At 43.0% G+C, this 22,084-nt stretch carries 12 protein-coding genes and 2 pseudogenes; 9 read left to right on the plus strand and 5 right to left on the minus strand.

What is annotated here, in order from left to right:
- The first annotated feature begins 22 nt into the window (after nucleotides 1–22).
- From AC5FX4_RS10770 to AC5FX4_RS10790, 5 genes are all read left to right on the plus strand, one after another.
- Nucleotides 23–2,836, plus strand: a complete 2,814-nt coding sequence (locus AC5FX4_RS10770; protein WP_493606393.1) for a 2-oxoglutarate dehydrogenase E1 component — start codon at nucleotides 23–25, stop codon at nucleotides 2,834–2,836.
- A 10-nt stretch (nucleotides 2,837–2,846) separates the two neighbouring features.
- Nucleotides 2,847–4,340 carry a 2-oxoglutarate dehydrogenase complex dihydrolipoyllysine-residue succinyltransferase gene (odhB, locus tag AC5FX4_RS10775; RefSeq protein ID WP_493606394.1) on the plus strand — a complete coding sequence of 498 codons (1,494 nt, stop codon included), beginning with the start codon at nucleotides 2,847–2,849 and terminating at the stop codon, nucleotides 4,338–4,340.
- A 178-nt stretch (nucleotides 4,341–4,518) separates the two neighbouring features.
- On the plus strand, nucleotides 4,519–5,685 hold the full coding sequence (gene sucC / locus AC5FX4_RS10780; RefSeq protein ID WP_152086094.1) for an ADP-forming succinate--CoA ligase subunit beta: 1,167 nt from the start codon (nucleotides 4,519–4,521) through the stop codon (nucleotides 5,683–5,685).
- Nucleotides 5,685–6,557 carry a succinate--CoA ligase subunit alpha gene (sucD, locus tag AC5FX4_RS10785; protein ID WP_105168407.1) on the plus strand — a complete coding sequence of 291 codons (873 nt, stop codon included), beginning with the start codon at nucleotides 5,685–5,687 and terminating at the stop codon, nucleotides 6,555–6,557. The genes sucC and sucD overlap by 1 nt, the downstream gene beginning before the upstream one ends.
- A gap of 241 nt (nucleotides 6,558–6,798) precedes the next feature.
- Complete coding sequence (locus AC5FX4_RS10790) at nucleotides 6,799–9,594, plus strand: TonB-dependent receptor plug domain-containing protein (RefSeq protein ID WP_493606395.1); 2,796 nt, start codon at nucleotides 6,799–6,801, stop codon at nucleotides 9,592–9,594.
- Nucleotides 9,595–9,809: 215 nt separating this feature from the next.
- On the opposite strand, the pseudogene AC5FX4_RS10795 reads toward AC5FX4_RS10790, so the two are convergent.
- Nucleotides 9,810–10,184: pseudogene (locus tag AC5FX4_RS10795) on the minus strand (transposase); the annotation flags it as partial.
- Nucleotides 10,185–10,544: 360 nt separating this feature from the next.
- Here AC5FX4_RS10795 and imuA point away from each other — a divergent pair.
- Together imuA and AC5FX4_RS10805 are read left to right on the plus strand one after the other, a co-directional pair.
- Nucleotides 10,545–11,234: a translesion DNA synthesis-associated protein ImuA gene (gene imuA, locus AC5FX4_RS10800; RefSeq protein ID WP_493606396.1), complete on the plus strand. Its 690-nt coding sequence runs from the start codon at nucleotides 10,545–10,547 to the stop codon at nucleotides 11,232–11,234.
- Entirely contained in the window at nucleotides 11,231–12,631 is a 1,401-nt protein-coding gene (locus AC5FX4_RS10805; protein ID WP_493606397.1) for a Y-family DNA polymerase, read from the plus strand. The genes imuA and AC5FX4_RS10805 overlap by 4 nt, the downstream gene beginning before the upstream one ends.
- A gap of 136 nt (nucleotides 12,632–12,767) precedes the next feature.
- On the opposite strand, the gene AC5FX4_RS10810 is transcribed toward AC5FX4_RS10805, so the two are convergent.
- The 4 genes and pseudogenes from AC5FX4_RS10810 to AC5FX4_RS10825 form a co-directional block, all read right to left on the minus strand.
- Nucleotides 12,768–13,829, minus strand: a complete 1,062-nt coding sequence (locus AC5FX4_RS10810; protein WP_493606398.1) for a Kelch repeat-containing protein — start codon at nucleotides 13,827–13,829, stop codon at nucleotides 12,768–12,770.
- 167 nt (nucleotides 13,830–13,996) lie between these two features.
- Nucleotides 13,997–15,198: pseudogene (locus tag AC5FX4_RS10815) on the minus strand (IS256 family transposase).
- Between the two features lie 103 nt (nucleotides 15,199–15,301).
- The gene (locus AC5FX4_RS10820) at nucleotides 15,302–15,820 is read right to left on the minus strand and encodes an SEL1-like repeat protein (protein ID WP_493606399.1); all 519 of its coding nucleotides are present in this window, start codon (nucleotides 15,818–15,820) and stop codon (nucleotides 15,302–15,304) included.
- 309 nt (nucleotides 15,821–16,129) lie between these two features.
- A complete protein-coding gene (locus tag AC5FX4_RS10825) occupies nucleotides 16,130–18,658 on the minus strand; it encodes a TonB-dependent receptor plug domain-containing protein (protein WP_493606400.1) in 2,529 nt (842 codons plus the stop codon).
- A gap of 413 nt (nucleotides 18,659–19,071) precedes the next feature.
- On the opposite strand from AC5FX4_RS10825, the gene AC5FX4_RS10830 reads away from it, so the two are divergent.
- Both AC5FX4_RS10830 and AC5FX4_RS10835 read left to right on the plus strand, forming a co-directional pair.
- Entirely contained in the window at nucleotides 19,072–20,802 is a 1,731-nt protein-coding gene (locus AC5FX4_RS10830) for a hypothetical protein (RefSeq protein ID WP_493606401.1), read from the plus strand.
- Nucleotides 20,803–20,835: 33 nt separating this feature from the next.
- Nucleotides 20,836–22,041 carry a DUF8225 domain-containing protein gene (locus tag AC5FX4_RS10835; RefSeq protein ID WP_493606402.1) on the plus strand — a complete coding sequence of 402 codons (1,206 nt, stop codon included), beginning with the start codon at nucleotides 20,836–20,838 and terminating at the stop codon, nucleotides 22,039–22,041.
- Nucleotides 22,042–22,084: the final 43 nt, after the last annotated feature.

Below are 22,084 nucleotides of genomic sequence, written 5' to 3' on the forward strand. Positions count from 1 at the left end.
CGCTAGAGAAAAGGGCTAATAAATGCACGAAGGTGTGATGAAGGCATGGCTAGAATCTTCGCATTTGTACGGCGGAAACGTAGCTTATGTAGAAGAGCTTTATGAAGCGTATCTTGATGATGCGACTTCAGTGCCAGAAGAGTGGCGAGAAGTGTTTGATCAACTACCTAAAGTAGATGGTGTTGATGTTGATGTTAAACATTCACAAGTAAGACAACAGTTTGCCGAGCTTGCGAAAAACAAACACAGAGAAGTAGTAGTTGCAGCAGATGGTTCATCTGACGCAAAGCAGGTTAGAGTACTGCAACTGATTAACGCATTTAGGTTTAGAGGCCACCAAAACGCCAACTTAGACCCGTTGGGTTTATGGAAACGTGAGCGAGTTCGCGATTTAGAACTTGATTATCACGAGCTAACAGATGCGGATTTAGACAAAGAATACAACGTTGGCTCTTTTGCTTGTGGCAAAGAGACAATGAAATTAAAAGACTTATATGCTGCTTTGAAGAACACATACTGTGGTTCTATCGGTGCAGAGTATATGCACATCACTTCTACAGAAGAAAAGCGCTGGTTACAGCAACGCCTAGAGTCAACTTTCTCAAAGCCTCAATTTAGCAAAGAAACAAAACTACGTATTCTAAAAGGCCTTACAGCGGCTGATGGTCTAGAAAAATACTTAGGTGCAAAATTCCCAGGTGCAAAACGTTTCTCTCTTGAGGGCGGTGACGCACTAGTACCCATGCTTAAAGAGCTTATTCATCGCGCAGGTGAAAGCGGCCAACAAGAAGCTGTTATCGGTATGGCGCACCGTGGTCGTTTAAACGTGTTAGTGAATGTGCTAGGTAAGAATCCACAAGTATTATTTGACGAGTTCGCTGGTAAATACGGTGAATTAGCCGGTTCTGGTGACGTTAAATATCACATGGGTTACTCATCTGACTTTGCAACGCAAGGTGGTGATGTACACATGGCGTTGGCATTTAACCCATCACACTTGGAAATTGTTAACCCAGTAGTAATGGGTTCGGTACGTGCTCGTTTAGATCGCTTAGGCTGTAAAACAGGTTCAAAAGCGCTTCCTATTACCATTCATGGTGATTCAGCAATTGCTGGACAAGGTGTTGTACAAGAAACCTTCAACCTGTCGCAAACGCGTGCGTTTGGCGTAGGTGGTACAGTGCGTATCGTTGTGAATAACCAGGTTGGTTTTACAACATCTAAGCAAGAAGATGTTCGTTCTACTGATTATTGTACAGACATCGCTAAAATGGTTCAGGCGCCAATCTTCCACGTAAACGCGGATGACCCTGAAGCGGTTGCTTTTGTAACGCAAGTTGCACTTGATTTCCGTAACCAATTCCGTCGCGATGTTGTGATTGATTTAGTTTGTTATCGTCGCCACGGTCACAACGAAGCTGATGAGCCAAATGCAACTCAGCCGTTGATGTATCAAAAAATCAAGAAGCACCCAGTACCTCGTCAAATCTATGCTGAGCAATTAGCGTTAGAAGGTATCATCACGTTAGACGAAGCCAAAGTACTTGCTGACGAATACCGTAATGGCTTGGACAATGGTCAGTGTGTGGTTGAAGAGATTAAGCCAGATACAAAACATTCATCTGATTGGTCTAAGTTTGTTGGTCACGATTGGGATGTTGCATACGATCCTAAGTTGTCGGTTGATAAGCTAAAAGCACTTGCTGAAAAGGTATCTACATACCCAGAAACGCATAAAGCTCAGTCACGCGTTAAGAAAATTTACGATGATCGTAAAGCGATGGCTAGCGGCGATAAGCCTCTCGATTGGGGGATGGCTGAAACACTGGCTTATGCAACGCTTGTTGATGAGGGTGTCGATGTACGTATGACAGGCCAAGATTCAGGTCGTGGTACGTTCTTCCATCGTCATGCTGTTGTTCATAACCAACAAGATGCATCTACATACATTCCGTTGCAAGATATTCATGAAAAACAAGGTGCTTTTGAAGTATATGACTCAGTGCTATCTGAAGAAGCGGTATTGGCGTTTGAATATGGTTATGCAACGGCTGAACCAACTTCATTAGTATTGTGGGAAGCACAGTTTGGTGATTTCGCTAACGGTGCACAGGTTGTATTCGATCAGTTCTTAAGCTCAGGCGAGCAGAAGTGGGGTCGTTTATGTGGCCTGACTATGTTGCTGCCCCACGGCTATGAAGGCCAAGGTCCAGAGCACAGTTCTGCGCGTCTTGAGCGTTACTTGCAGCTTTGTGCTGACCACAACATGCAAGTGTGTGTGCCATCAACACCTGCGCAGGTATATGCTATGTTACGCCGTCAATCAGTGCGTCCACTGCGTCGTCCATTGATTGTAATGACACCTAAATCATTGTTACGTCACCCTCTGGCAATTTCTTCTCTTGAAGAGCTTGCAGACGGTGTGTTCCATAATATGATTGATGAGATCGATGATATCGATCCGGCGAAGGTTGAACGTGTTGTTTTCTGTAGTGGTAAGGTTTACTACGAGCTATTACAAGAGCGCCGTAAGCTAGAGCTAGATAACGTTGCAATTGTGCGTGTAGAACAGTTATATCCATTCCCTCATCAAGAAATGGATGAGATTATGGCTCGTTATCAACACGTTAGAGACTTTGTTTGGTGTCAAGAAGAGCCGCAAAACCAAGGCGCTTGGTATTGCTCTCAGCACCACTTCTGGGACGCTATCCCAGCTGGTGCAAACCTAACATATGCTGGCCGTAAAGCTTCGGCAGCACCAGCGTGTGGCTACATGTCAACACATACTAAAGAACAAAATGCGTTAGTTGCTGACGCTTTAACAATTAAGAAATAAGGGATAAGAGATGACAACCGAAATTAAGGTTCCTGTTCTTCCTGAGTCAGTTGCAGACGCCACGGTGGCAACTTGGCACGTTAGCGTTGGTGATACTGTATCGCGTGACCAAAATCTTGTAGATATTGAAACAGATAAAGTAGTACTAGAAGTTGTAGCACCAGAAGACGGTGTGATCACTGAAATTAAAGAAGTGGATGGCGCAACGGTTCTAGGTGAACAAGTTATCGCAATTTTGGGTGCAGCTGGCGCGCAAGCTAGTGCACCTGCTCAATCAAGTGAACAACCAGCAGCGTCTTCAGCGGCGCCAGCATCAGAAGGTAAAGAAGTGGACATTAAAGTACCTGTACTTCCAGAGTCAGTAGCAGACGCTACAATCGCAACTTGGCATGTTCAACCAGGTGAAGCAGTAAGCCGTGACCAAAACCTAGTTGATATTGAAACTGATAAAGTTGTTTTAGAAGTTGTTGCACCAGAAGACGGTGTAATGGGTGAGCACCTTCACGCTGAAGGTGACACTGTATTAGGTGAGCAAGTAATCGGTAAGATTGTAGCAGGTGGCGCACCAGCTGCTGCACCTGCGGCTGAGGCAGCACCTGCAGCTTCAGATGAAAGCTCAGATGTACTTACACCGTCAGTACGTCGCCTAATTGCTGAGAAAGGCCTAGATGCTTCTAAGATCAAAGGTTCAGGCAAAGGCGGTCGCATCACTAAAGAAGACGTTGATGCATTCTTGAAATCTGCACCAGCTGCAAAACCTGCGTCAGCACCAGCTGCGGCAGCTCCAGCAGTGGCTTTAGGTGAGCGTACGCAGAAACGTGTACCAATGACTCGTTTACGTAAGACAATCGCAAACCGTCTACTTGAAGCTAAAAACTCAACAGCAATGTTGACCACTTTCAACGAAGTAAACATGAAACCAATCATGGATCTTCGTAAGCAGTATCAAGAAGTTTTTGAAAAGCGTCATGGCATTCGTTTAGGCTTCATGTCTTTCTACGTGAAGGCGGTAACTGAAGCACTTAAGCGTTTCCCTGAAGTAAATGCATCTATCGACGGCGATGACATTGTTTATCACAACTACTTCGATATCAGCATCGCGGTATCTACGCCTCGTGGTCTTGTAACACCAGTTCTTCGAGACTGTGACAAGCTATCAGTTGCTGAAATTGAAAAAGGTATTCGTGAGTTAGCGCTTAAAGGTCGTGACGGTAAGCTAACTGTTGACGATATGACTGGCGGTAATTTCACTATCACGAACGGTGGTGTATTTGGTTCATTACTTTCAACACCTATCATCAACTTGCCACAGTCTTCAATCTTAGGTATGCACAAGATCCAAGACCGTCCAATGGCAGTGAATGGTAAAGTTGAAATCTTACCTATGATGTATCTAGCGCTGAGTTATGATCACCGTCAAATCGATGGTAAAGAATCAGTTGGCTTCTTAGTAACAATTAAAGAGCTACTTGAAGATCCAACACGTCTATTACTAGACGTTTAATCGATATTGATTAGATATTAAGCTGTATGTTAGTTCATACAGCTTTTTTTTTGCGCCTTTGGTCTAACTAGGGTTTTCATCGAACGCCTTGGGATCTATACTAGGAGCGCAATTTGGGATAGCTGATTATTTGCATAAATATTCAGCTTTTTTAGTATAAGAAATTGGATAAAGCATCATGAATTTGCATGAGTATCAGGCAAAACAACTATTTGCCGACTATGGTTTGCCAGTATCTGAGGGTTTCGCTTGTGATACACCTCAAGAAGCGGTAGAAGCAGCTGCTAAAATCGGCGGCGACAAATGGGTAGTTAAGTGTCAAGTACACGCCGGTGGCCGTGGTAAAGCGGGCGGTGTTAAGCTTGCTGATAGCAAAGAAGAAATTCGCGCATTTGCTGAGAACTGGTTAGGTAAAAACTTAGTTACTTATCAAACAGACGAAAAAGGTCAGCCAGTAGCTAAAATCTTAGTTGAAAGCTGCACAGACATCGCAAACGAATTATACCTAGGTGCTGTTGTAGACCGTGCAACTCGCAAAGTTGTTTTCATGGCATCTACTGAAGGTGGTGTGGAAATTGAAACTGTTGCAGAAGAAACACCAGAGCTAATTCATAAAGCTGAAATTGATCCACTAGTTGGTCCTCAAGCTTACCAAGGTCGTGAGCTAGGCTTCAAACTAGGTCTAAACCCAGCACAAATTAAACAGTTCGTTAAGATCTTCATGGGTCTTGCAACTATGTTTAACGATCACGATTTCGCATTACTTGAGATCAACCCTCTAGTAATCACTGATCAAGGCAACCTTCACTGTCTTGACGGTAAAATTGGTGTAGACGGTAACGCATTATTCCGTCAACCTAAGATCCGTGAATTCCACGATCCTTCACAAGAAGACGCGCGTGAAGCTCACGCAGCAAGCTTCGAGCTTAACTACGTTGCTCTTGACGGTAACGTTGGTTGTATGGTTAACGGTGCAGGCCTAGCAATGGGTACTATGGACATCGTAAACCTACACGGTGGTAAGCCAGCTAACTTCCTAGACGTTGGTGGCGGCGCGACTAAAGAGCGCGTAGCAGAAGCATTCAAGATCATCCTTTCTGATGACAATGTTAAAGCAGTACTAGTTAACATCTTCGGTGGTATCGTTCGTTGTGACATGATCGCAGAAGGTATCATTGGTGCAGTTAAAGAAGTTGGCGTTCAAGTACCAGTAGTTGTACGTTTAGAAGGTACTAACGCTGAACTAGGTCGTGAAGTTCTAGCTAACTCTGACCTTGACATTATCGCTGCAGAATCACTAACAGATGCTGCTGAGAAAGTTGTTGCTGCTGCGGAGGGCAAATAATGTCTGTATTAATTAATAAAGATACTAAAGTAATCTGTCAGGGTTTCACTGGCGGTCAAGGTACTTTCCACTCTGAGCAAGCTATCCAATACGGTACGCAAATGGTTGGTGGTGTATCTCCAGGTAAAGGTGGTCAAACTCACCTAGGTCTTCCTGTATTCAACACTGTACGTGAAGCAGTAGAAGCAACTGGCGCAACAGCATCAGTTATCTACGTACCAGCACCTTTCTGTAAAGATGCAATCTTAGAAGCTATCGATGCAGGTATCGAGCTTATCGTTTGTATCACTGAAGGTATCCCAACACTAGACATGGTTGACGTTAAAGTTAAGCTAGACCAAACTGGTGTTCGTATGATCGGTCCTAACTGCCCAGGTGTTATCACTCCGGGTGAAACTAAGATTGGTATCATGCCTGGTCACATCCACAAGCCAGGTAAAGTAGGTATCGTTTCTCGCTCTGGTACTCTTACGTACGAAGCCGTTAAACAAACTACTGATGCTGGCTTTGGTCAATCTACGTGTGTTGGTATCGGTGGTGATCCAATCCCAGGTACTAACTTCATCGACGTACTAGAAATGTTCCAAAACGATCCGCAAACAGAAGCAATCGTAATGATTGGTGAGATCGGTGGTACAGCTGAAGAAGAAGCAGCTGAGTACATCAAGCACAACGTAACTAAGCCTGTAGTATCTTACATTGCCGGTGTAACTGCACCTGCTGGTAAGCGTATGGGTCACGCTGGTGCAATCATCGCTGGCGGTAAAGGTACAGCTGATGAGAAATTTGCAGCTTTAGAAGCGGCAGGCGTTAAGACTGTTCGTTCACTCGCTGATATCGGCTCTGCACTTAAAGAAAAAGCGGGTTGGTAGTCAACCCCTTAGCTTTTTAAAGCAATTATCAAATGCCAGTCCTTGTGACTGGCATTTTTGTATATATCATTCGAATTATCAATAAAACCTTCCTTTTTTAGCTATGCCATTTTCCTCATTTGGTACAAAAAGACAATTTACTATTGTATACAATATATTAAACCCCCAGGTTAATTGTGAGTTAGTCATTATTGCAATTTAACGGAAATAATTATTACTAATAAAAAAGGGTAACTATCGTATGGGGAACTATAAAAAGTCGCTACTTTGCGTTTCGATAGCGTTTGCGTGTGCCAATTCGGCTGCTATGGCAAATGAGTCTGAAAAAGAGATTGAAGTACTTGAAGTCACAGGATCAAAAATAAAGCGAGCAGACATAGAAGGTGTCTCTCCTGTTGTAACCATTAGCGCTGCTGATATTAAATTACAAGGGCATGCGAACGTTTATGATGCGCTGAGCTCTATGTCTTTCAGCAGCGGTGTATTTATGGGAGAAGAGAATAGCAATAACTTTAATGCTAATGCGCAAGCGCTCAATTTAAGAGGTTTTGGCTCAAGTTATACTTTGATTTTAATCAATGGTCGCCGTATCCCTGTACTACCCAAGCCTTCTGGCACCGTTGGTGGTAATGTTACCAACTTATCGACTATTCCTACGGACGCAGTAGAGCGAATTGACGTACTAAGCGGCGGCGCGTCAGCAATTTACGGTGCGGATGCGGTGACAGGTGTTGTCAACATCATTCTTAAAGATACATTTGAAGGCAGTTCTTTAACTTATCGAAAAGGTGATACAAAAGACGGTGGTGGCGCATCAGATAAGTTGAGTTTTACAACTGGTGGTGCGTTTGGTAAAACCAACTACTTGTTTGGTATTGAGCTTGATAAGCGTGACCCGATTACTGGGTTTGATAGAGACTGGTTTGACGACCCAACGGATAGCCCTGATCCATCTAAGCATGTACTTCCGCAATTTGCTTCTTTTTGGTCTCGTTACGACCCTAACTCATGGGACATTATTGATATTGGTAGCAAATGTGACACGCTAGGGTTTGCAAGAGAACACAATCCAAGTTTCAATGTATTTAGGGACAATACCACAGACAAGCCTGAATATTGTGCTGATAACACCTATGGTGACCGTACAGTTAGAAATGAGCGCGACAAAAAGTCTGCCTATGTACACTTAGACCGTCAACTTGATAGTGATACCGAAATATATGCTGATGCTATTTTAATGCAATCAAAAGGCTATGCGGGTATTCCTCGATATAGTTATAGTTTTAACTATGACGTTCGTACCGATATTAATGACGCCGATTCTTGGGTCGGAAGTCGCCATGCATACCGCGTCTTTAAAAATAGCGAAACGAATACTTCAAACCAAAAATTTGATGAAAAGTCGATTACCTTAATGACCGGCCTTAAAGGCGTAATTGCGGATGAATATGACTACCATGTTAGCTTGACGGGTGGTCGTTATAATTACGAAGACTCTATTGTTCGATTTAATGACCAAAAAATGTTATCCAAAATTTTTGGTGAAAAGGGCGTCGATTGGGATCAACCTTGGGCAGGCAGCAGCTGGGTTGTAGCGCAGCAGGATTCGTTGGATGGTGAATATCTTCCAACTGGCATCAACTTCTTTGGAGCGTTAACGCCCGAGGTGTTTGCTGATGCATTGCACAACTCGGTAGGTGATGGTAAGTCTTGGACTTATAGTCTAGCGTTCGATTTAACGGGTTCACTTATGGAGCTAGATGCAGGTCCGTTACAGTTTGCTGTAACCGCAGAGGCAACTCATGAAGGCTATGAGTTTTTGACTGACCAAGAAACAGTAGATGGCAAAATTGCTGGCTGGAGTGGTATAAGAGGTAAAGGTAAACGTAACCATTATGCAACCGGCTTTGAACTGTCGATTCCTTTGATGGCTAAAAAGTCTAGTATTGGTGCTTTAGAAGGTACTGTAGCTGCGCGCTATGATTATTATGATGATAAATCGGATGTAGGCGGGGCGTTGACCTATCAGCTTGGTCTTTCTTGGCGTCCGATAGATGAGCTAATGGTTCGCTCTATGTATGCAACGTCGTTTAAATCACCAGATATGCATGTGTTGAACGCCGAACAAAGCTCTTCTTTTGTTGGTGGCACAGATTACTTAAGTTGCCTTCAAGATGGTGCGGTGGCACTTAATGGTGATTGGGGCGATTGTAGTGATAATTTTGGTGTATCTAGAGTGAGAACCTACACCAAGGGTGACCTTAAGCTCAAAGAAGAAGAGGGTTATTCCGCAAGCTTAGGTGCAGTTGTAGATTTAACTGATAATTGGTCAGCAACGTTGGATTTTTACAAAATCAGCTTAGAAAACCAGATTTCAGCGGTATCTAACAATGGTTTGTTAAGAACCGAAGCTGAGTGCCATTTTGGCGTTAATCAATGGGGGGCGGCGGTAGATCCCAATTCTGCTCGTTGTAAAGAGTTTGCTACTGCTGTTACGCGTAACCCAAACAATCAAAGACGTATTGACCGCTTTGATTCTAAACCCTTTAATGTAGGCTTATATGAGCAAACAGGTGTTGACTTTAATACCAAGTATAAATTAGACACTGATGAATTTGGGTCATTTACAGCAAAATTGGCGTACAGTCATATTTTTGATACTAAACGTCGGGTTTTAGCTGAGGATCAGGCAGAAGAAATACGAGATCTTCAATGGAATAAAACGTTTAGAACCAAAACTAACCTAACGTTATCTTGGAGCTATGAGGACTTTTCATCATCAATCTTTGTCAACCGCCTTGGTAGCTCACCAATCAAGGACGCAGATGATTATGAACGCTATCCACAGTGGACTACCGTTAATTTTAGAACAGGATACAATGTGACTGAAGACATTAATATTTCTCTAAATGTGGTCAATATTTTTGATAAAAAACCACATCAACATGTTTCAGAGAAATATTGGCCTTTCGCTGATTTAACTAAGTATAGCCCTGTAGGGATGGAATACTTCTTAGAAGCGACCGTTCGCTTTTAATGATAAGAAAAAATGCTAGCCATAAGGCTAGCATTTCAGATTGATGATAAACCCTGCTTTATTTAAGCGGGGTTTATTTTTTCCTGTTTTTGGGCCGTTTTCTCTGCCGTAAGTTTTAGCGTTGGACTTTTGTATTAGCTAGGCGAATTATTATGGCTTGCTGTGTCTAAGGTCGTTTTGAGGGCTTTGAGGGGAGAATTTTCGAAGGTTTTTAGCTAGCGAGCAGCCATAAGCGCTATTTTCTTCATATTTTGACATGCCGCTGCTAGCAAGCACTGCGCGGTCACTTTTGGCAGGCCTCTATATCGGCAGTAGCGATGTCCATGATGTTGTTTCGCATCAGCGAAGCTTCTTTCCACTGTTTTCGTTCGTCGTCGATAAAGCTTTTTACCCCAGTCGCTCAACCTAATCGCATTGGTGTTTTCTACGCTCGATTGCCAAACATGCCGTGTGATGACTTTGGTTTGATTTTTACTGGCTGTACACTGACTTCTTACGGGACAACTTTGGCATTTTCTTGGGTCGGAATGATAGTGTCGATATCCTGTTCTACTCGTGGTTTTATAGATTAAGGTTTCCCCTTGAGGGCACTGTGAAACAACAATACCAGCCACAGGTAAGTGACTGGTATTTTTTGCTTGATTGCGTAAAGGTGAATTGACGATTACGTAAAAGTAAAGTAGGGCTTTGCGTATGAATAACCTCGTATTGCAGCACTTTGATAATAGATAAAACAAATTTCATCTTTACATTACAATTGGTTATGGGGTTGCTTTTTTAGTAAACGCTCATCTTGTGCTTAAAAAGATACTGAAAAATATTGGACTGGCTAACTGATTGCTTTCAAAGTATATGGATTTCAAGTTGCGAGCAGATCCCAGTTTGATCTTGTAGTTTATACATAAATAACTATACTGTTTAAATGTACAGCATTTTGTTTTTTGGTATGTATGAGCGAAATGATTGACTTACTTCAGCATCGTCAATGGCTATGGCATGGCTGTGAACAAAGCCGCTCTTTTGAACGAATTGCCACTGGAATTAAAACGTTGGACAACAAACTACAAGGTGGACTGCCTAAACACGGAGTAGTGGAGGTTCTATCTAAAAAAGGAATAGGAGAGCTACAGTTATTCCAGCCTTACTTAGTACAGCAAAATAGATTGCTGATATTCATTTGCCCGCCTGGTGTGCCTAATGCAGCTCAGTTCTATCACTTAGGAATAAACTGCGAGCAACTGCTCGTAATACAACCCAGCGCGCCAACTGACGTGTTGTGGGCTGCTGAACAATGTCTTAAGAGCGGAGTGTGTAGCAGCGTTTTGCTTTGGCATGAATTAATGACTGTTGCTCAAGCCAAACGTCTTCAACTAGCAGCTCATAAGGGAAGTGCAACACTCTTGTTATTCCGGGAGCAAAGTGAAGCACATTTCTCTTTACCAGTGGAATTATCCATGCTGTTGTCAGCCCATTCGGATGGCATGACGGTTCATATTAAAAAGCAAAAAGGTAACGTGGCACAAGAACCTTTCTTTTTATCTCTACAAGAATACTGGCCACAGCTTTATGCCATCACTCAAACCGATAACAAGCAAAATAATGTCGTCACTTTACCAACCGTAATGGGTTATGGCGCATGACTTTATGGCTTTATTTACACTTTGAAGCATTGCAGTTAGATAGCTTAGAGCGTCGAGAAGCGGATAAACCAATCGTGGTTGTTGAGTCGAGGGCACATCGAGTTGTGCAACTGTGTGAGCGGGCAAAACAATGTGGCGTTAAAGTTGGGGCTGGCTTGGCCAGCATGGCTGCCTTATGCGATAACTTGCAAATTGTACCTTATGATGAACAACGAGAGCAGTCTAGGCTACAGGAGATAGCGGATTGGTTATACTTGGTCACTGCTGACATCAGTCTTTTCCCGCCTAATGGCATGCTGCTTAAAGTAAGCAATATGCTGGCATTGTATAAAAATCTTGAGGATTACTGGTTACAGATCCAATCGCATTTGCAGCCTTTTGGCTTACGTTACAGCTACTCAACCGGCTTTTCGCCACTAGTAGCACGTTTGCTGGCTCGAAATGGTGTGTCGCGGCTTACGGACGATAAACAAGAATTATTAAAACAAGTACAATTGCTGAATTTATACAGCACAGATCTGTCCTCTAGCACTTGTGAGCAGTTACAACGAGTGAGAATTACGACCTTAACGCAGCTCATGGGTATCCCAGTTGCACAGCTTGCAAAACGATTTGATGCTGATTTAGTGTTATATATTGGCCGGTTACAAGATTTATTACATCATCCCATCACATTTTATGTACCCTCTGAAACCTTTTCTCGCCATTTGGTTTTAATGTATGAACTAGAAAATATGCAATGGCTAACTAAGCCCTTACATAAGCTTTTACAGGAATTTGAGTCTTTTTTATTACACCGTAGCAAGTTAGCAGAGCAAATTAGTATTCAATTGCATTTTCGAGATGCAGACGTTTTAAAGGTAGATATAGCTTTTGCACAAGGAGAGTATAAAGCCAATGCTTGGCTGGAATTAATTGAACTTAAATTCTCAACAATCCAGCTGCCTGAGCCTGTCCAAGCGATTACGCTAAAAGCTAAGCAATTCGCACATAACACCCTACAAAATAATGATTTATTTAAAGTAGAAAGTGCTGATATTTCAGCACAGTCTCTGGTTGCTAAGCTAACAGCCAAACTAGGCTCTGATGCAGTAAATGGCTTTACACTTAATGCAGATCCTCGCCCAGAGCACGCTTTTGCACTTTCTTATCCACTTTCAAAAGTTACCACTTTGAATCATAAAGCAAACTTAAAACATCCAAGTATGCTCTTGCCATATGCTATACCTTTGACTGAAAAGGTAGACATTTTTGCAGGCCCTGAGCGTATTTGTACTGGTTGGTGGTCAGAACAAACGATTGCCCGTGATTACTTTATAGCGCGTAATGGGCAAGGGCAGTGGCTATGGGTGTATAAAAGTTCATCTTCACAATGGCTTGTGCACGGGTATTTTTAAATAATGGACAGCTATTATCGCTAATTGCTTATATAACTAAGCGCACCAGTCTTTTACCAATTTTATTAAAGCATGCTTATTCTCGCGAGCTAAATAACTCATTTATTTAATACAATTGGTATTATTTCAGTTAGAACTAACTAAGCATCAAAACTTCCAGCAAGTCAGATGTACCTTCTCCACCGGCATTGACAGCCCCACCCATCAAGTAAATTTGTTCATTCAAGGTCACTGCACCTAAGCCGTGTCGTGTCGATGAAAGCTTAAATGTTTCGGTTCGCCATGTATCGTTGTTTAAGTCATAGCTCCAGACTTGATCAAAGGCTCTCGCATCCACGAGTTGCTTGCCCTGTGCAGAGTGCTGATAAGTATATTGCTCTCCACCAAAAGCGTAGATCCGTCCATTAAGGGATGCGCAAGCGAGGCCTGCACTGGCAAACGGCATAGGGGTGAGTGTTCGCCAGCGATCCACTTTTGGATCATAACATTGAACCATATTTAGATTTTGGTTGTTATTATCAAATTGGCGTCCACCAATGATATAAATTAAATCGTTATATACAACGGAAGCGGCTGAGTTACGCGCAATATCAAGCGGTGCACCTTCATACCAGTGGCCATTGTCATAAATCCAGTGGCGGTTTGTGTCGGTGAGCTTACCTCGGGCATTGAGAGATCTACCACCAATGACATGAATTTTATTATGAACACTAGCGTAAATAGATTCAGCTTGAGGAATAGGTAATGGTTCGATTTCATACCATGTGCCCAGCTGTTCATCACTTTTAAACACATTGGCTTGCACTTGCCAAGGATTTTTTTTATCTGCATAAAAGCCACCTATGCCATACAGCGTGTTTTGACAGGTGACGAGCCCAAGGTGATGTCTTGCTTGTGGTAATGGAGCGCCGTTACGCCATGTATTCTGGTTTGGATCATAGATATGTAAATCGGTTGTGGGCGCGAGATGACCAAATGGCGCATTGGGTTCATCGCTTGCTTGTAATCCGCCAGCAACACAAATTTTACCCTTAAAAACGGTGGGGTATATCTCCTGCATAGCACGTGGCATGTCTTTTTTACGTTGCCAAGTCGATCGTACTTGTTTTGAAGAAAGCAGAGATGGAAATGTGCATGACGCGGTTGCTAAACACATTCCGCCTAAGGCTAAGTGAGATAGGAAAGTTCTACGTTGCATGAAAGTACCTTTATTTATACGGGTTTATTTAATGACCGTGTAAGAAGATGGTATCTTTCAATTTAATAAGTTAGATGAGTAGTTATCGGGAAAAAATTGATGAATCCTAAGAGGTGTATTTGTTTTTTCATCGAGGGCGTTCAGAATTCTGTGTCAGCTAATTTTGGTTAGATATCTAAGACATCATCCAAGCGGCCATCGAAATGAATCGCCAGTTGAAACAATGTCATATTCCAGTTCTGAATTGGCATTGTCCATTTCTTAGAAGCATTCAATATCCCAGCATACAGTAGCTTAAGCAAGCTGTTTTCGTTTGGGAAGCCGCCTTTAGTCTTGGTCAGCTTACGGAACTGGCGATGTACAGCCTCGATAGCGTTCGTGGTATAGATGGCCTTGCGAACGTACTCTGGATACTTAAAATAAACGGACAGGTTTGCCCATTTGTTTCGCCAAGAACGGAGCACTATCGGGTAATGTTGCCCCCATTTGGACTCTAAACGCTCAAGTTCTATCTCTGCTGCTTCTTTGCTCACAGCGCGGTAAACTGGTTTTAGATCAGCCATGAACTCCTTTTGATGCTTGGAAGCGACGTACTTCATAGAGTTGCGGATCTGGTGAATAACGCATTGCTGAACTTCTGTATTTGGGTAAATGGTTGCAATAGCTTCAGGGAAGCCTGTCAGCCCATCCACGCAGGCGATCAGGATATCTTCAACGCCACGGTTATGCAGATCCGTTAGTACAGATAGCCAGTAGTTCGCGCCTTCTGACTCAGATAGGTACAGGCCAAGCAACTCCTTCTTGCCTTCGACGTTTAAGCCTAAGATCGTGTACACTGCTTTGCTGACATAGCGGCCATCTTCCTTAATTTTATAGTGGATAGCTCAAGCCAGACGAACGGATAGAGCGCATCTAATGGTCGTTGCTGCCATTCTTTCAATTCGGGTATCAAACAGTCGGTAACGCCTGTGATGGTAGCCTCAGAAACGTCAATGCCATACATATCTTCAACATGGCCGCGGATATCACGATAGCTCATGCCAAGCGAAAACATGGATAAGATCTTGCGGTCGATCTCATCAGTTAACTTAGTCTGGTTTTTCTTAACTAGCTTTGGCTCAAATGAGCCTGCACGGTCACGCGGGGTATCCAGTTCGAAAGTGCCCACTGAAGACTTAACGGTTTTCTTACTAGAACCATTTTTACGGTTAGGCTGCTCGTCATCTACAAGGTGCTGTTCCAGCTCTGCTTTTAAGGCAGCTTCGGTGATCTGTTTGATAAGAGGGGTTAAGAAGCCATCTTTGCCTGTCAGATCTTGCCCTGACTGAAGGGCTTTAATGGCTTGTTCTAAATCGAAGTCTTTGGTCATGTGTCATTCCTGTTTTCTTAATGATACTGAAATGACACAGATTTCTAAACACTACCTAGTTGCCCACTCTTATCGTAGCCCTTTTATGCTAACCAAAAGCGAATTACTCCGTTAGCTCTATGTCGTATAATTTACCAGTACCAGCGTAGTGGTGACATTTTACATCAACGCGCTTAGTTGAAGTATTTAAAGACTTTTTGCACGTAACGTTTTGCGCTTTTAAGCCATATTGCCCAATGTATTGTGTTACTTTTTGGTCTATTTTTGCTTTTAAGTCGTCAGGTGCAGCGTTGTAAAATGTTTCGAATTGAAGGTTCCAATCTTTTACATCCGCTTCTTTGGCTGTACCTAGCCAACCCATACCGATAACGGTGGATTGCTCAACATACTGACCTTTTAAAAACATAAATGCCAATACATATTGGGAGCCTTTATAGCCCCAAATAGCAGGTTCTTTTAGTAAATTAAATGCTTTTTCATACTCGCCCTTGCGATAGTAACGCATGCCATTCATCTCCGCTTTGTCGAGCTTAGTTTCTTTCATTAGAACAAACTCACTTGAGCTACAACCGCTCAAGAACAACGAAATACCCGTAATAAGAGAAAGCATCCACAAATGCATAATAAACCTACTATTTAAAAAATATTAATGATGGAGTATATCATAAGGTGACCTGAATTAGGTACCTAAGGCTCTGTATAGTGAACTTTTCCGTGAGCAGTTTACAGGTTCGCTTGATCATAACGTACATAGTTTAATGTATTGCAGCAGTTTGGCAGTCTTGGACGGTTTGCTCTAATCGTAGCGCTTGTAGGTGTTTATTTAGGGTCTACTATACGTGGTGAACTGAACGAGATGGCTTGAAGTGAGCTGTTTATAACAAGGATATAGAAAGCGGTGAAACAGAATTTCACCGCCGTGCGTTATTACTTAAAAACTAAAGCTCACTTTTGCGTAGTAAGTCATACCATCAAAGCCATACGGTAAAGCGCGAAGCGGGTAGCGCATTGCCCCGTTGGTGATAAAGTTCAGCACTTCATCAGCGCCTAGTTCATCAGGGGTTTCATCGAACAAGTTATCGATGCCCAGTGATAGATTCACATTGTCACTGAGCTGGTAACCCACATTCACATCCACTAATACCGCAGACTCAACCACACTGGTATCACGCCAATCATTGGTCGGAGATAGGAAGTCAGGTAGTTCAATGTGCTTAGCCGCAAAGTAACTGACCTCAGTTTTGCCAAAGTAATTAAAGCGCAATAGTGAACTCCAATCTCCACGTTGATAGTCAAAGGTCAAAGTTGCACGTTCTTGAGGCTGGCCGTGGGTTAGGAATGAACGGCGCTGATCATCTAATACAATACTTTCAGGAATACCCGCTGGTGCATTCACTCTATCGATTTCAGTCTTATTTTTGTTTGCCGCAAATGTGACATCCAGCTCTCCACCGCTTAGATCCAAGCTATAAGACGCGATGAAATCAACGCCTTTAGTCGTTGAATCTAGAGAGTTTGAGAAAAAGTTACCTTGCACGGCACCCGTAGCATTAAGCGCGGTATTCGCGGCAGGGAAGTTTGCTAATTCATCACTATTTAAACCAATAAAACTACCCAGATTGATACGATCGTAAATTTTGATTTGATAGAAGTCTAACGTTACCGATAGGTCATTACTGACATCCCAAGCTAAGCCCAAGTTGTAGTTGTCTGACGACTCTAGTTTAAGTCCATCTATTCCTAGGGCGGCAGGGAAAGGTGAACCAGCGGTCGCTGTGTAAGAGGTTGCTAACGAGCCATCGCTACCTAAAGTGGTTGTAAAAGCTGTATAACCAGATTGTTGTAATGATGGTGTTCTAAAGCCTGTAGAAGCCGCAGCTCGAACGGCTAAATCTTCAGTGACCTCATAGCGTGTTGCTAACTTCCAGATAGTGTCATCGTTTGCATTAGAGACGTCTTCATAACGAACAGCAGCGCTCACCAGCCAGTCTTCGTTAAGGAGCGTTTCTGCTTCAACATAAATAGCATGGCTTGAGCGGTCTGCTTTGTTAGCCGCATCAGGTCTTAAACCTTGGTATGCTTGAAAGCCACAATCGGCAAATACTTCTGGGTTGATAACTGAAGGGAATGAACTGTTTGCATTGGCTGTACCACACGCATAAGAAGCAACTTCGCCCGGTACAATTTCGTAGTTTTCTTTACGATATTCAGCACCAATCGAGAGATAAATAGGCTCAGAACCAGCTACGTCAATGACTCCGCTAATGTCTAAATTAGTCGTCCATTGATCAAATCTAAAACCGCCTGAGTAACCGCCGCGAGGACCAGCATTGTCGGCGATTTCTTGCGCTGTGGCATTTGGATTCTCTGCCACATATTGCGCGGCATAAGAGGCATTAATTGTGTTAGACGATGAATAATCGTATTGGTTTTCACCATAAACTGTCGATACATCAAAGTTCCAGTCAGGGCTTAGCTCACCTTTGAAGCCCACCGCAAACGAAATATCTTCCGCTTCGTTATCGATACGTGGCAAGAAGCCATCTGGGTATACTTGCGGTACATTTCGCTCGGCGCGGTTAAAGTCACGATAAAAGCCGTTACCAAATGCCGTGCGGTTTGAAAAACCAGCAAATGAATACAGTTCTTTATTACCTACAGGTAGCGCAGCATTATAAAAAACCGAGATAAATTCGCTATCTGAGTTACCCTGACGCCAGCGCACGGTATCTGACAATTGGCCGGGCTCGATGGTTGATGAACCGCCAGTATCACGCTCGGCTCTATTGGTACCGTCTGCATCGCGGTATTCCAGTGAGAAGTTAATAAAGCCGCCTTCATTGCCAATATCAAAACCACGGTTTAGGCCAAATGAGTATGTGTCGCCATCGCCTTCACCCGTTGAACCTGCTTGGAAAAAGCCAGTTGTGACACCTGTACTGTCATTTAGTGATAAGTTAATCACCCCCGCAATGGCGTCTGAACCATAGCGTGCTGCAGCGCCATCTCTTAAAATCTCGACATTTTTTAGTGCCATCATAGGTATAGAGTTCATGTCTGTACCAGCTGCACCCGCACCGACAGTGCCAGATAAACCAAAAATCGCTTGAGTGTGGCGGCGCTTACCATTGATTAACACCAGCGTTTGGTCTGGTTGTAAGCCTCGCAATGTTGCAGGACGGAATAGATCCGAACCGTCGGAAACTTGCGTGCGGCTAAAATTAAAAGAGGGGGCGATAGATTGCAGGCTTTGACCAAGCTCAGTAAAGCCGCCTTTGTTTAGCTGTTCGGTATCCAAAATATCAATCGGAGAGGTGGATTCTGTTGCTGTTCGGTTAGAAACCTTTGAGCCGAGTACGGAGATGGTTTCTATCTTTTCTTCACTTGCTTGTTGTGCAATGACTGAGGTACTTGCCAATAATGCAAGGGCGATAGGAGAGAGCTTAATTGTTCCTGTCATAGTTTACTACTCTGTTGATTGTTACTTTCTTATTTGCTTGTGAGGCAACTTGGCATAAAAAAGAAAACAGTGCAATTAATTTGTTTTAAATTAGTTATTTATCCTGAGATGATGGTCGGGTTTAGTTAAAAAATTCTTAAACCATGAATCATAGCGGGCTGTAGTGCACTAATAATGAAAGAGTTTTTAGTTAAGCTTTAATTGAATGCCTTGATATATCGTTTGTGGCAACATTATCGCTCTCGCAAAAGTGTAATTCACTGTAATGTCGTTTAGCCTAGATCAGGACTACCTTTAATCTTTATTAACCAAAAGCACACTTTTTCATAAGTGATTAGTTGAGGAATTCATAATACTTTGCATGTAAGTGCAGGTGTGTCGCATTTGGAACTAAGATAGAAGGAGTTTAAGTGATGAAAGCGTATAGCGTTTTAGTTTTTCCGTATGCACGATTAGGCATAATGGCACTCAGTCCGTTGCTAAGCTCGTGTTTGGCCCTAGCTGATGACTGTGAAGGCAAAATCTTTAGATTTATTGAAGGAGAAGATGCTAAGCCCGTTCTTATGGATGCCGCTCAAAAAGCGCAAGAGCTAAACGACCCATTTGCGTTGTCAGTATTGTGCGCAAATGCGCCAGCCTCCTCTTTAAAATTAGTCACTGAGCAGGTCGATCAAAGTCACCCTTCGTTTGATAAAAAACAATATGTGGTTGCCGAAGGGGGGCAGATAGCAGCATCTAAAGATATTCCGCCATCGGCAAAACTACGTAATATGCGATATGCGGTTAGTTGGACAAATGCCAGTGGTGCCGCTCAAATACTTGCTAGCTCTGCGCCACTGAGCGATAGTGAAAGTAATTTTTTGCAAGTAATAGCCTATGACGAATCAAAGCAGAAATTTAACTTTTACGAGCGCTTTAATGCACCGCGTAAAGACTACTTTTGGGCTGGAGACTCTAGCTGGGCACGTAGGAAACAGACAATAGGGCAAGGTTGTTTTGATTGCCACCATAATGGCATCCCCATTATGAAGGAGTTGAAAATACCATGGAATAACTGGGATTCCGAGCGTGCAAATATTGATATATCAGTTGTAGATAAATTAACGCAGAACGATCCGCCGTTTAAGAATAGGGTAGGAGCACAAGAATTAGAGCCGACTATTCGTGGTGCACAAAGCACGTATTATGAGAGTTTTATTCGTTCACATATTAACGATGATTTTACGAAAATTACGAATGTGCCAGAGCTACTGCGTTTTGTGATTGAAGATACTACGGTGAATTTGGAATCTAATAATCCACCACCGAATAACCCACCGAGATTTGCATTTTCGACTAACTTTTGGATAGCGGATAGCGTCTTAAGAGGCTCCTCAATCGCGCTTGATTACAATATTCCTTCTTCTTTAATGTTCTCCAAAGAACACTACAACGATTTTCTAGCTCAGACCAATTCAAGGCTAGAGCAATGTAGACTCAATGAAGCGAATAAAACGCAGTGTCAAGACACACCTAAATTTACCGTCGCAGGCTCGACACATTTTGTTGCTTTCACACCAGTGAAAGCTGCCGAAGATGTCCTCATGGCAAACTTGCTGACAAGGGCAACTGTTGGTAATCGGTTATTAAAGCTGGTGGCACCAAAATTTATAGCGGCAATTTTGATGGTTGATTTTCAAAACCCAGTTTTCTCGCCTAAACGCAGCAGCTTAATTCAATATGCGCAGGCTGTGGCCGTTGCAAATATCGTAAATTCGCGAAGCGATATGGGAGAGCGAGTCGCTAAAAAAATTACTGATGCAGCTGCGAAACAAACGAAATGTAATGACGCCAGTTTAGATACTTGTTCTGCTGAGCAACAGTTTGCGGCAGTGTGGCAAGATAATGATTGGCAAAATAACGCAACCCTTAGGATCAACAAATATTTTACCGCTATTTCAGACAATATGAAGTGTACTGCACAGGGCAATTGCATAGGGCAAGACCAGTATCTTAAGTTGTTAGCATCAAGACATGTTCAAATGGCAAGAGCACCTATCATTGGTAATTTGGTGGAGTTCAGTTTGCTCTTCCCATTTTCAAATCTTCCCACATCACCGTTTCTGAGGATGACTGCTCATGGTGAAGTTGTGGAAGTTAAATAGCACAACGTGACACACGTATAAAAGGAGTGACTTATGAGTAAATTACCAATATTTGACCCACCGGCAAATATCAATGATCTGCCAGCTGGGCCTGATGAAGATAAATTTCGTGCTCTTTGGTCTGCAGCAGTAAATATTTGGACTAATGAATCAATTCGCGGTGGTGATGCGCCTTTAGATAACGACCGAGCATGGTACTACAACCCGTTAGATGTTGATTTGTCTGACGCGGGGGCACCTGCGATAGTACGCTGGACGGCATTCCCAAATAGAATTAACTTGCTATTTCCAAATGCCAGTGAGCAACAAAGGCTACGTTATGCAGATGAAGGCCCTCCAGATGTTGATGGCCGTCCCTATCAACCAGAAGGTCCTAGAGGGTGGCAGGATGAATATTGTGAGTGGAGTGTGACTAGAGATGGCAATGATGACATCACAAAAGTAGATTTTACCTGCGAAAACCCAGAGTATTATGCAATGTTGTGGCGTGTTAGTCCTGCGGCTGTGGTGAATATTTATCGCAAGCTAACAGGGCAAGATGTAAGCGTCGAAGACTTAATGGACTCACATGGTCGATATAAAAAAATTAACCAATTCAATAATAATACAACCAATGGGGCTGTGACATTAATATCACCCCCTAATACGCTTCCCGCTGAGATATACCTAGGCGCTGCAGCAACTATTATTAGAGATTGTGATGGTAAAATTGTGACGAATAAAAACCAGTTAATCCAATGCAGCCGCTTTGGTACCGCTGGGCGCAACAGTGATCCTACAATTGGCAGCGCGGTAAATGAAGTGATCCGTTCAGGCGGTACAAAAGTGTCATTGGCCAATCCAGTTGGTTTGTATATTCAGACGCCTGACTTTTCGAGTTTCCAGTTACCGCCTAATGCACCTGCTGGTCGAACAGCTGCAGATTATTGGCGCGTGGTCCGTGGCCATACGGACTCTGGATTCGATAAGATCTTGCATGCTGTCTTCGAAGTGCCTGAATCTGATGGGTTCACGGTGAGTGATATTACTATTGATGGTGTACCAATCAATTATGGGTCACAAATTACGCAGAAGTTTCAAGTGGCATTAGCTGCACTACCAATTCCGTACAATGGACCTGTTCAAAATCCACGTCCTTGTATAGGACATCTTGATTGTAATGATGTTGCAGGTCCAGCCATATCGGATGATGATAGAGCTGAAATTGAAAGGTTGTTTAGAGAGCGCGACGGTTCCTAACAGCTGTTTTACACTTACAAATAAGGCAAGTGCTGAGCACTTG

The sequence above is a fragment of the Pseudoalteromonas sp. ATL1 genome (assembly GCF_058933015.1).

Bases quoted from the DNA above. Each gene is read 5' to 3' on its own strand.
- sucD (WP_105168407.1), top strand. From the start codon at position 5,685: ATGTCTGTATTAATTAATAAAGATACTAAAGTAATCTGTCAGGGTTTC.
- AC5FX4_RS10835 (WP_493606402.1), top strand. From the start codon at position 20,836: ATGAGTAAATTACCAATATTTGACCCACCGGCAAATATCAATGATCTG.
- imuA (WP_493606396.1), top strand. From the start codon at position 10,545: ATGAGCGAAATGATTGACTTACTTCAGCATCGTCAATGGCTATGGCAT.
- AC5FX4_RS10830 (WP_493606401.1), top strand. From the start codon at position 19,072: ATGAAAGCGTATAGCGTTTTAGTTTTTCCGTATGCACGATTAGGCATA.
- AC5FX4_RS10805 (WP_493606397.1), top strand. From the start codon at position 11,231: ATGACTTTATGGCTTTATTTACACTTTGAAGCATTGCAGTTAGATAGC.
- odhB (WP_493606394.1), top strand. From the start codon at position 2,847: ATGACAACCGAAATTAAGGTTCCTGTTCTTCCTGAGTCAGTTGCAGAC.
- sucC (WP_152086094.1), top strand. From the start codon at position 4,519: ATGAATTTGCATGAGTATCAGGCAAAACAACTATTTGCCGACTATGGT.
- AC5FX4_RS10820 (WP_493606399.1), bottom strand. From the start codon at position 15,820: ATGCATTTGTGGATGCTTTCTCTTATTACGGGTATTTCGTTGTTCTTG.
- AC5FX4_RS10825 (WP_493606400.1), bottom strand. From the start codon at position 18,658: ATGACAGGAACAATTAAGCTCTCTCCTATCGCCCTTGCATTATTGGCA.
- AC5FX4_RS10770 (WP_493606393.1), top strand. From the start codon at position 23: ATGCACGAAGGTGTGATGAAGGCATGGCTAGAATCTTCGCATTTGTAC.
- AC5FX4_RS10810 (WP_493606398.1), bottom strand. From the start codon at position 13,829: ATGCAACGTAGAACTTTCCTATCTCACTTAGCCTTAGGCGGAATGTGT.
- AC5FX4_RS10790 (WP_493606395.1), top strand. From the start codon at position 6,799: ATGGGGAACTATAAAAAGTCGCTACTTTGCGTTTCGATAGCGTTTGCG.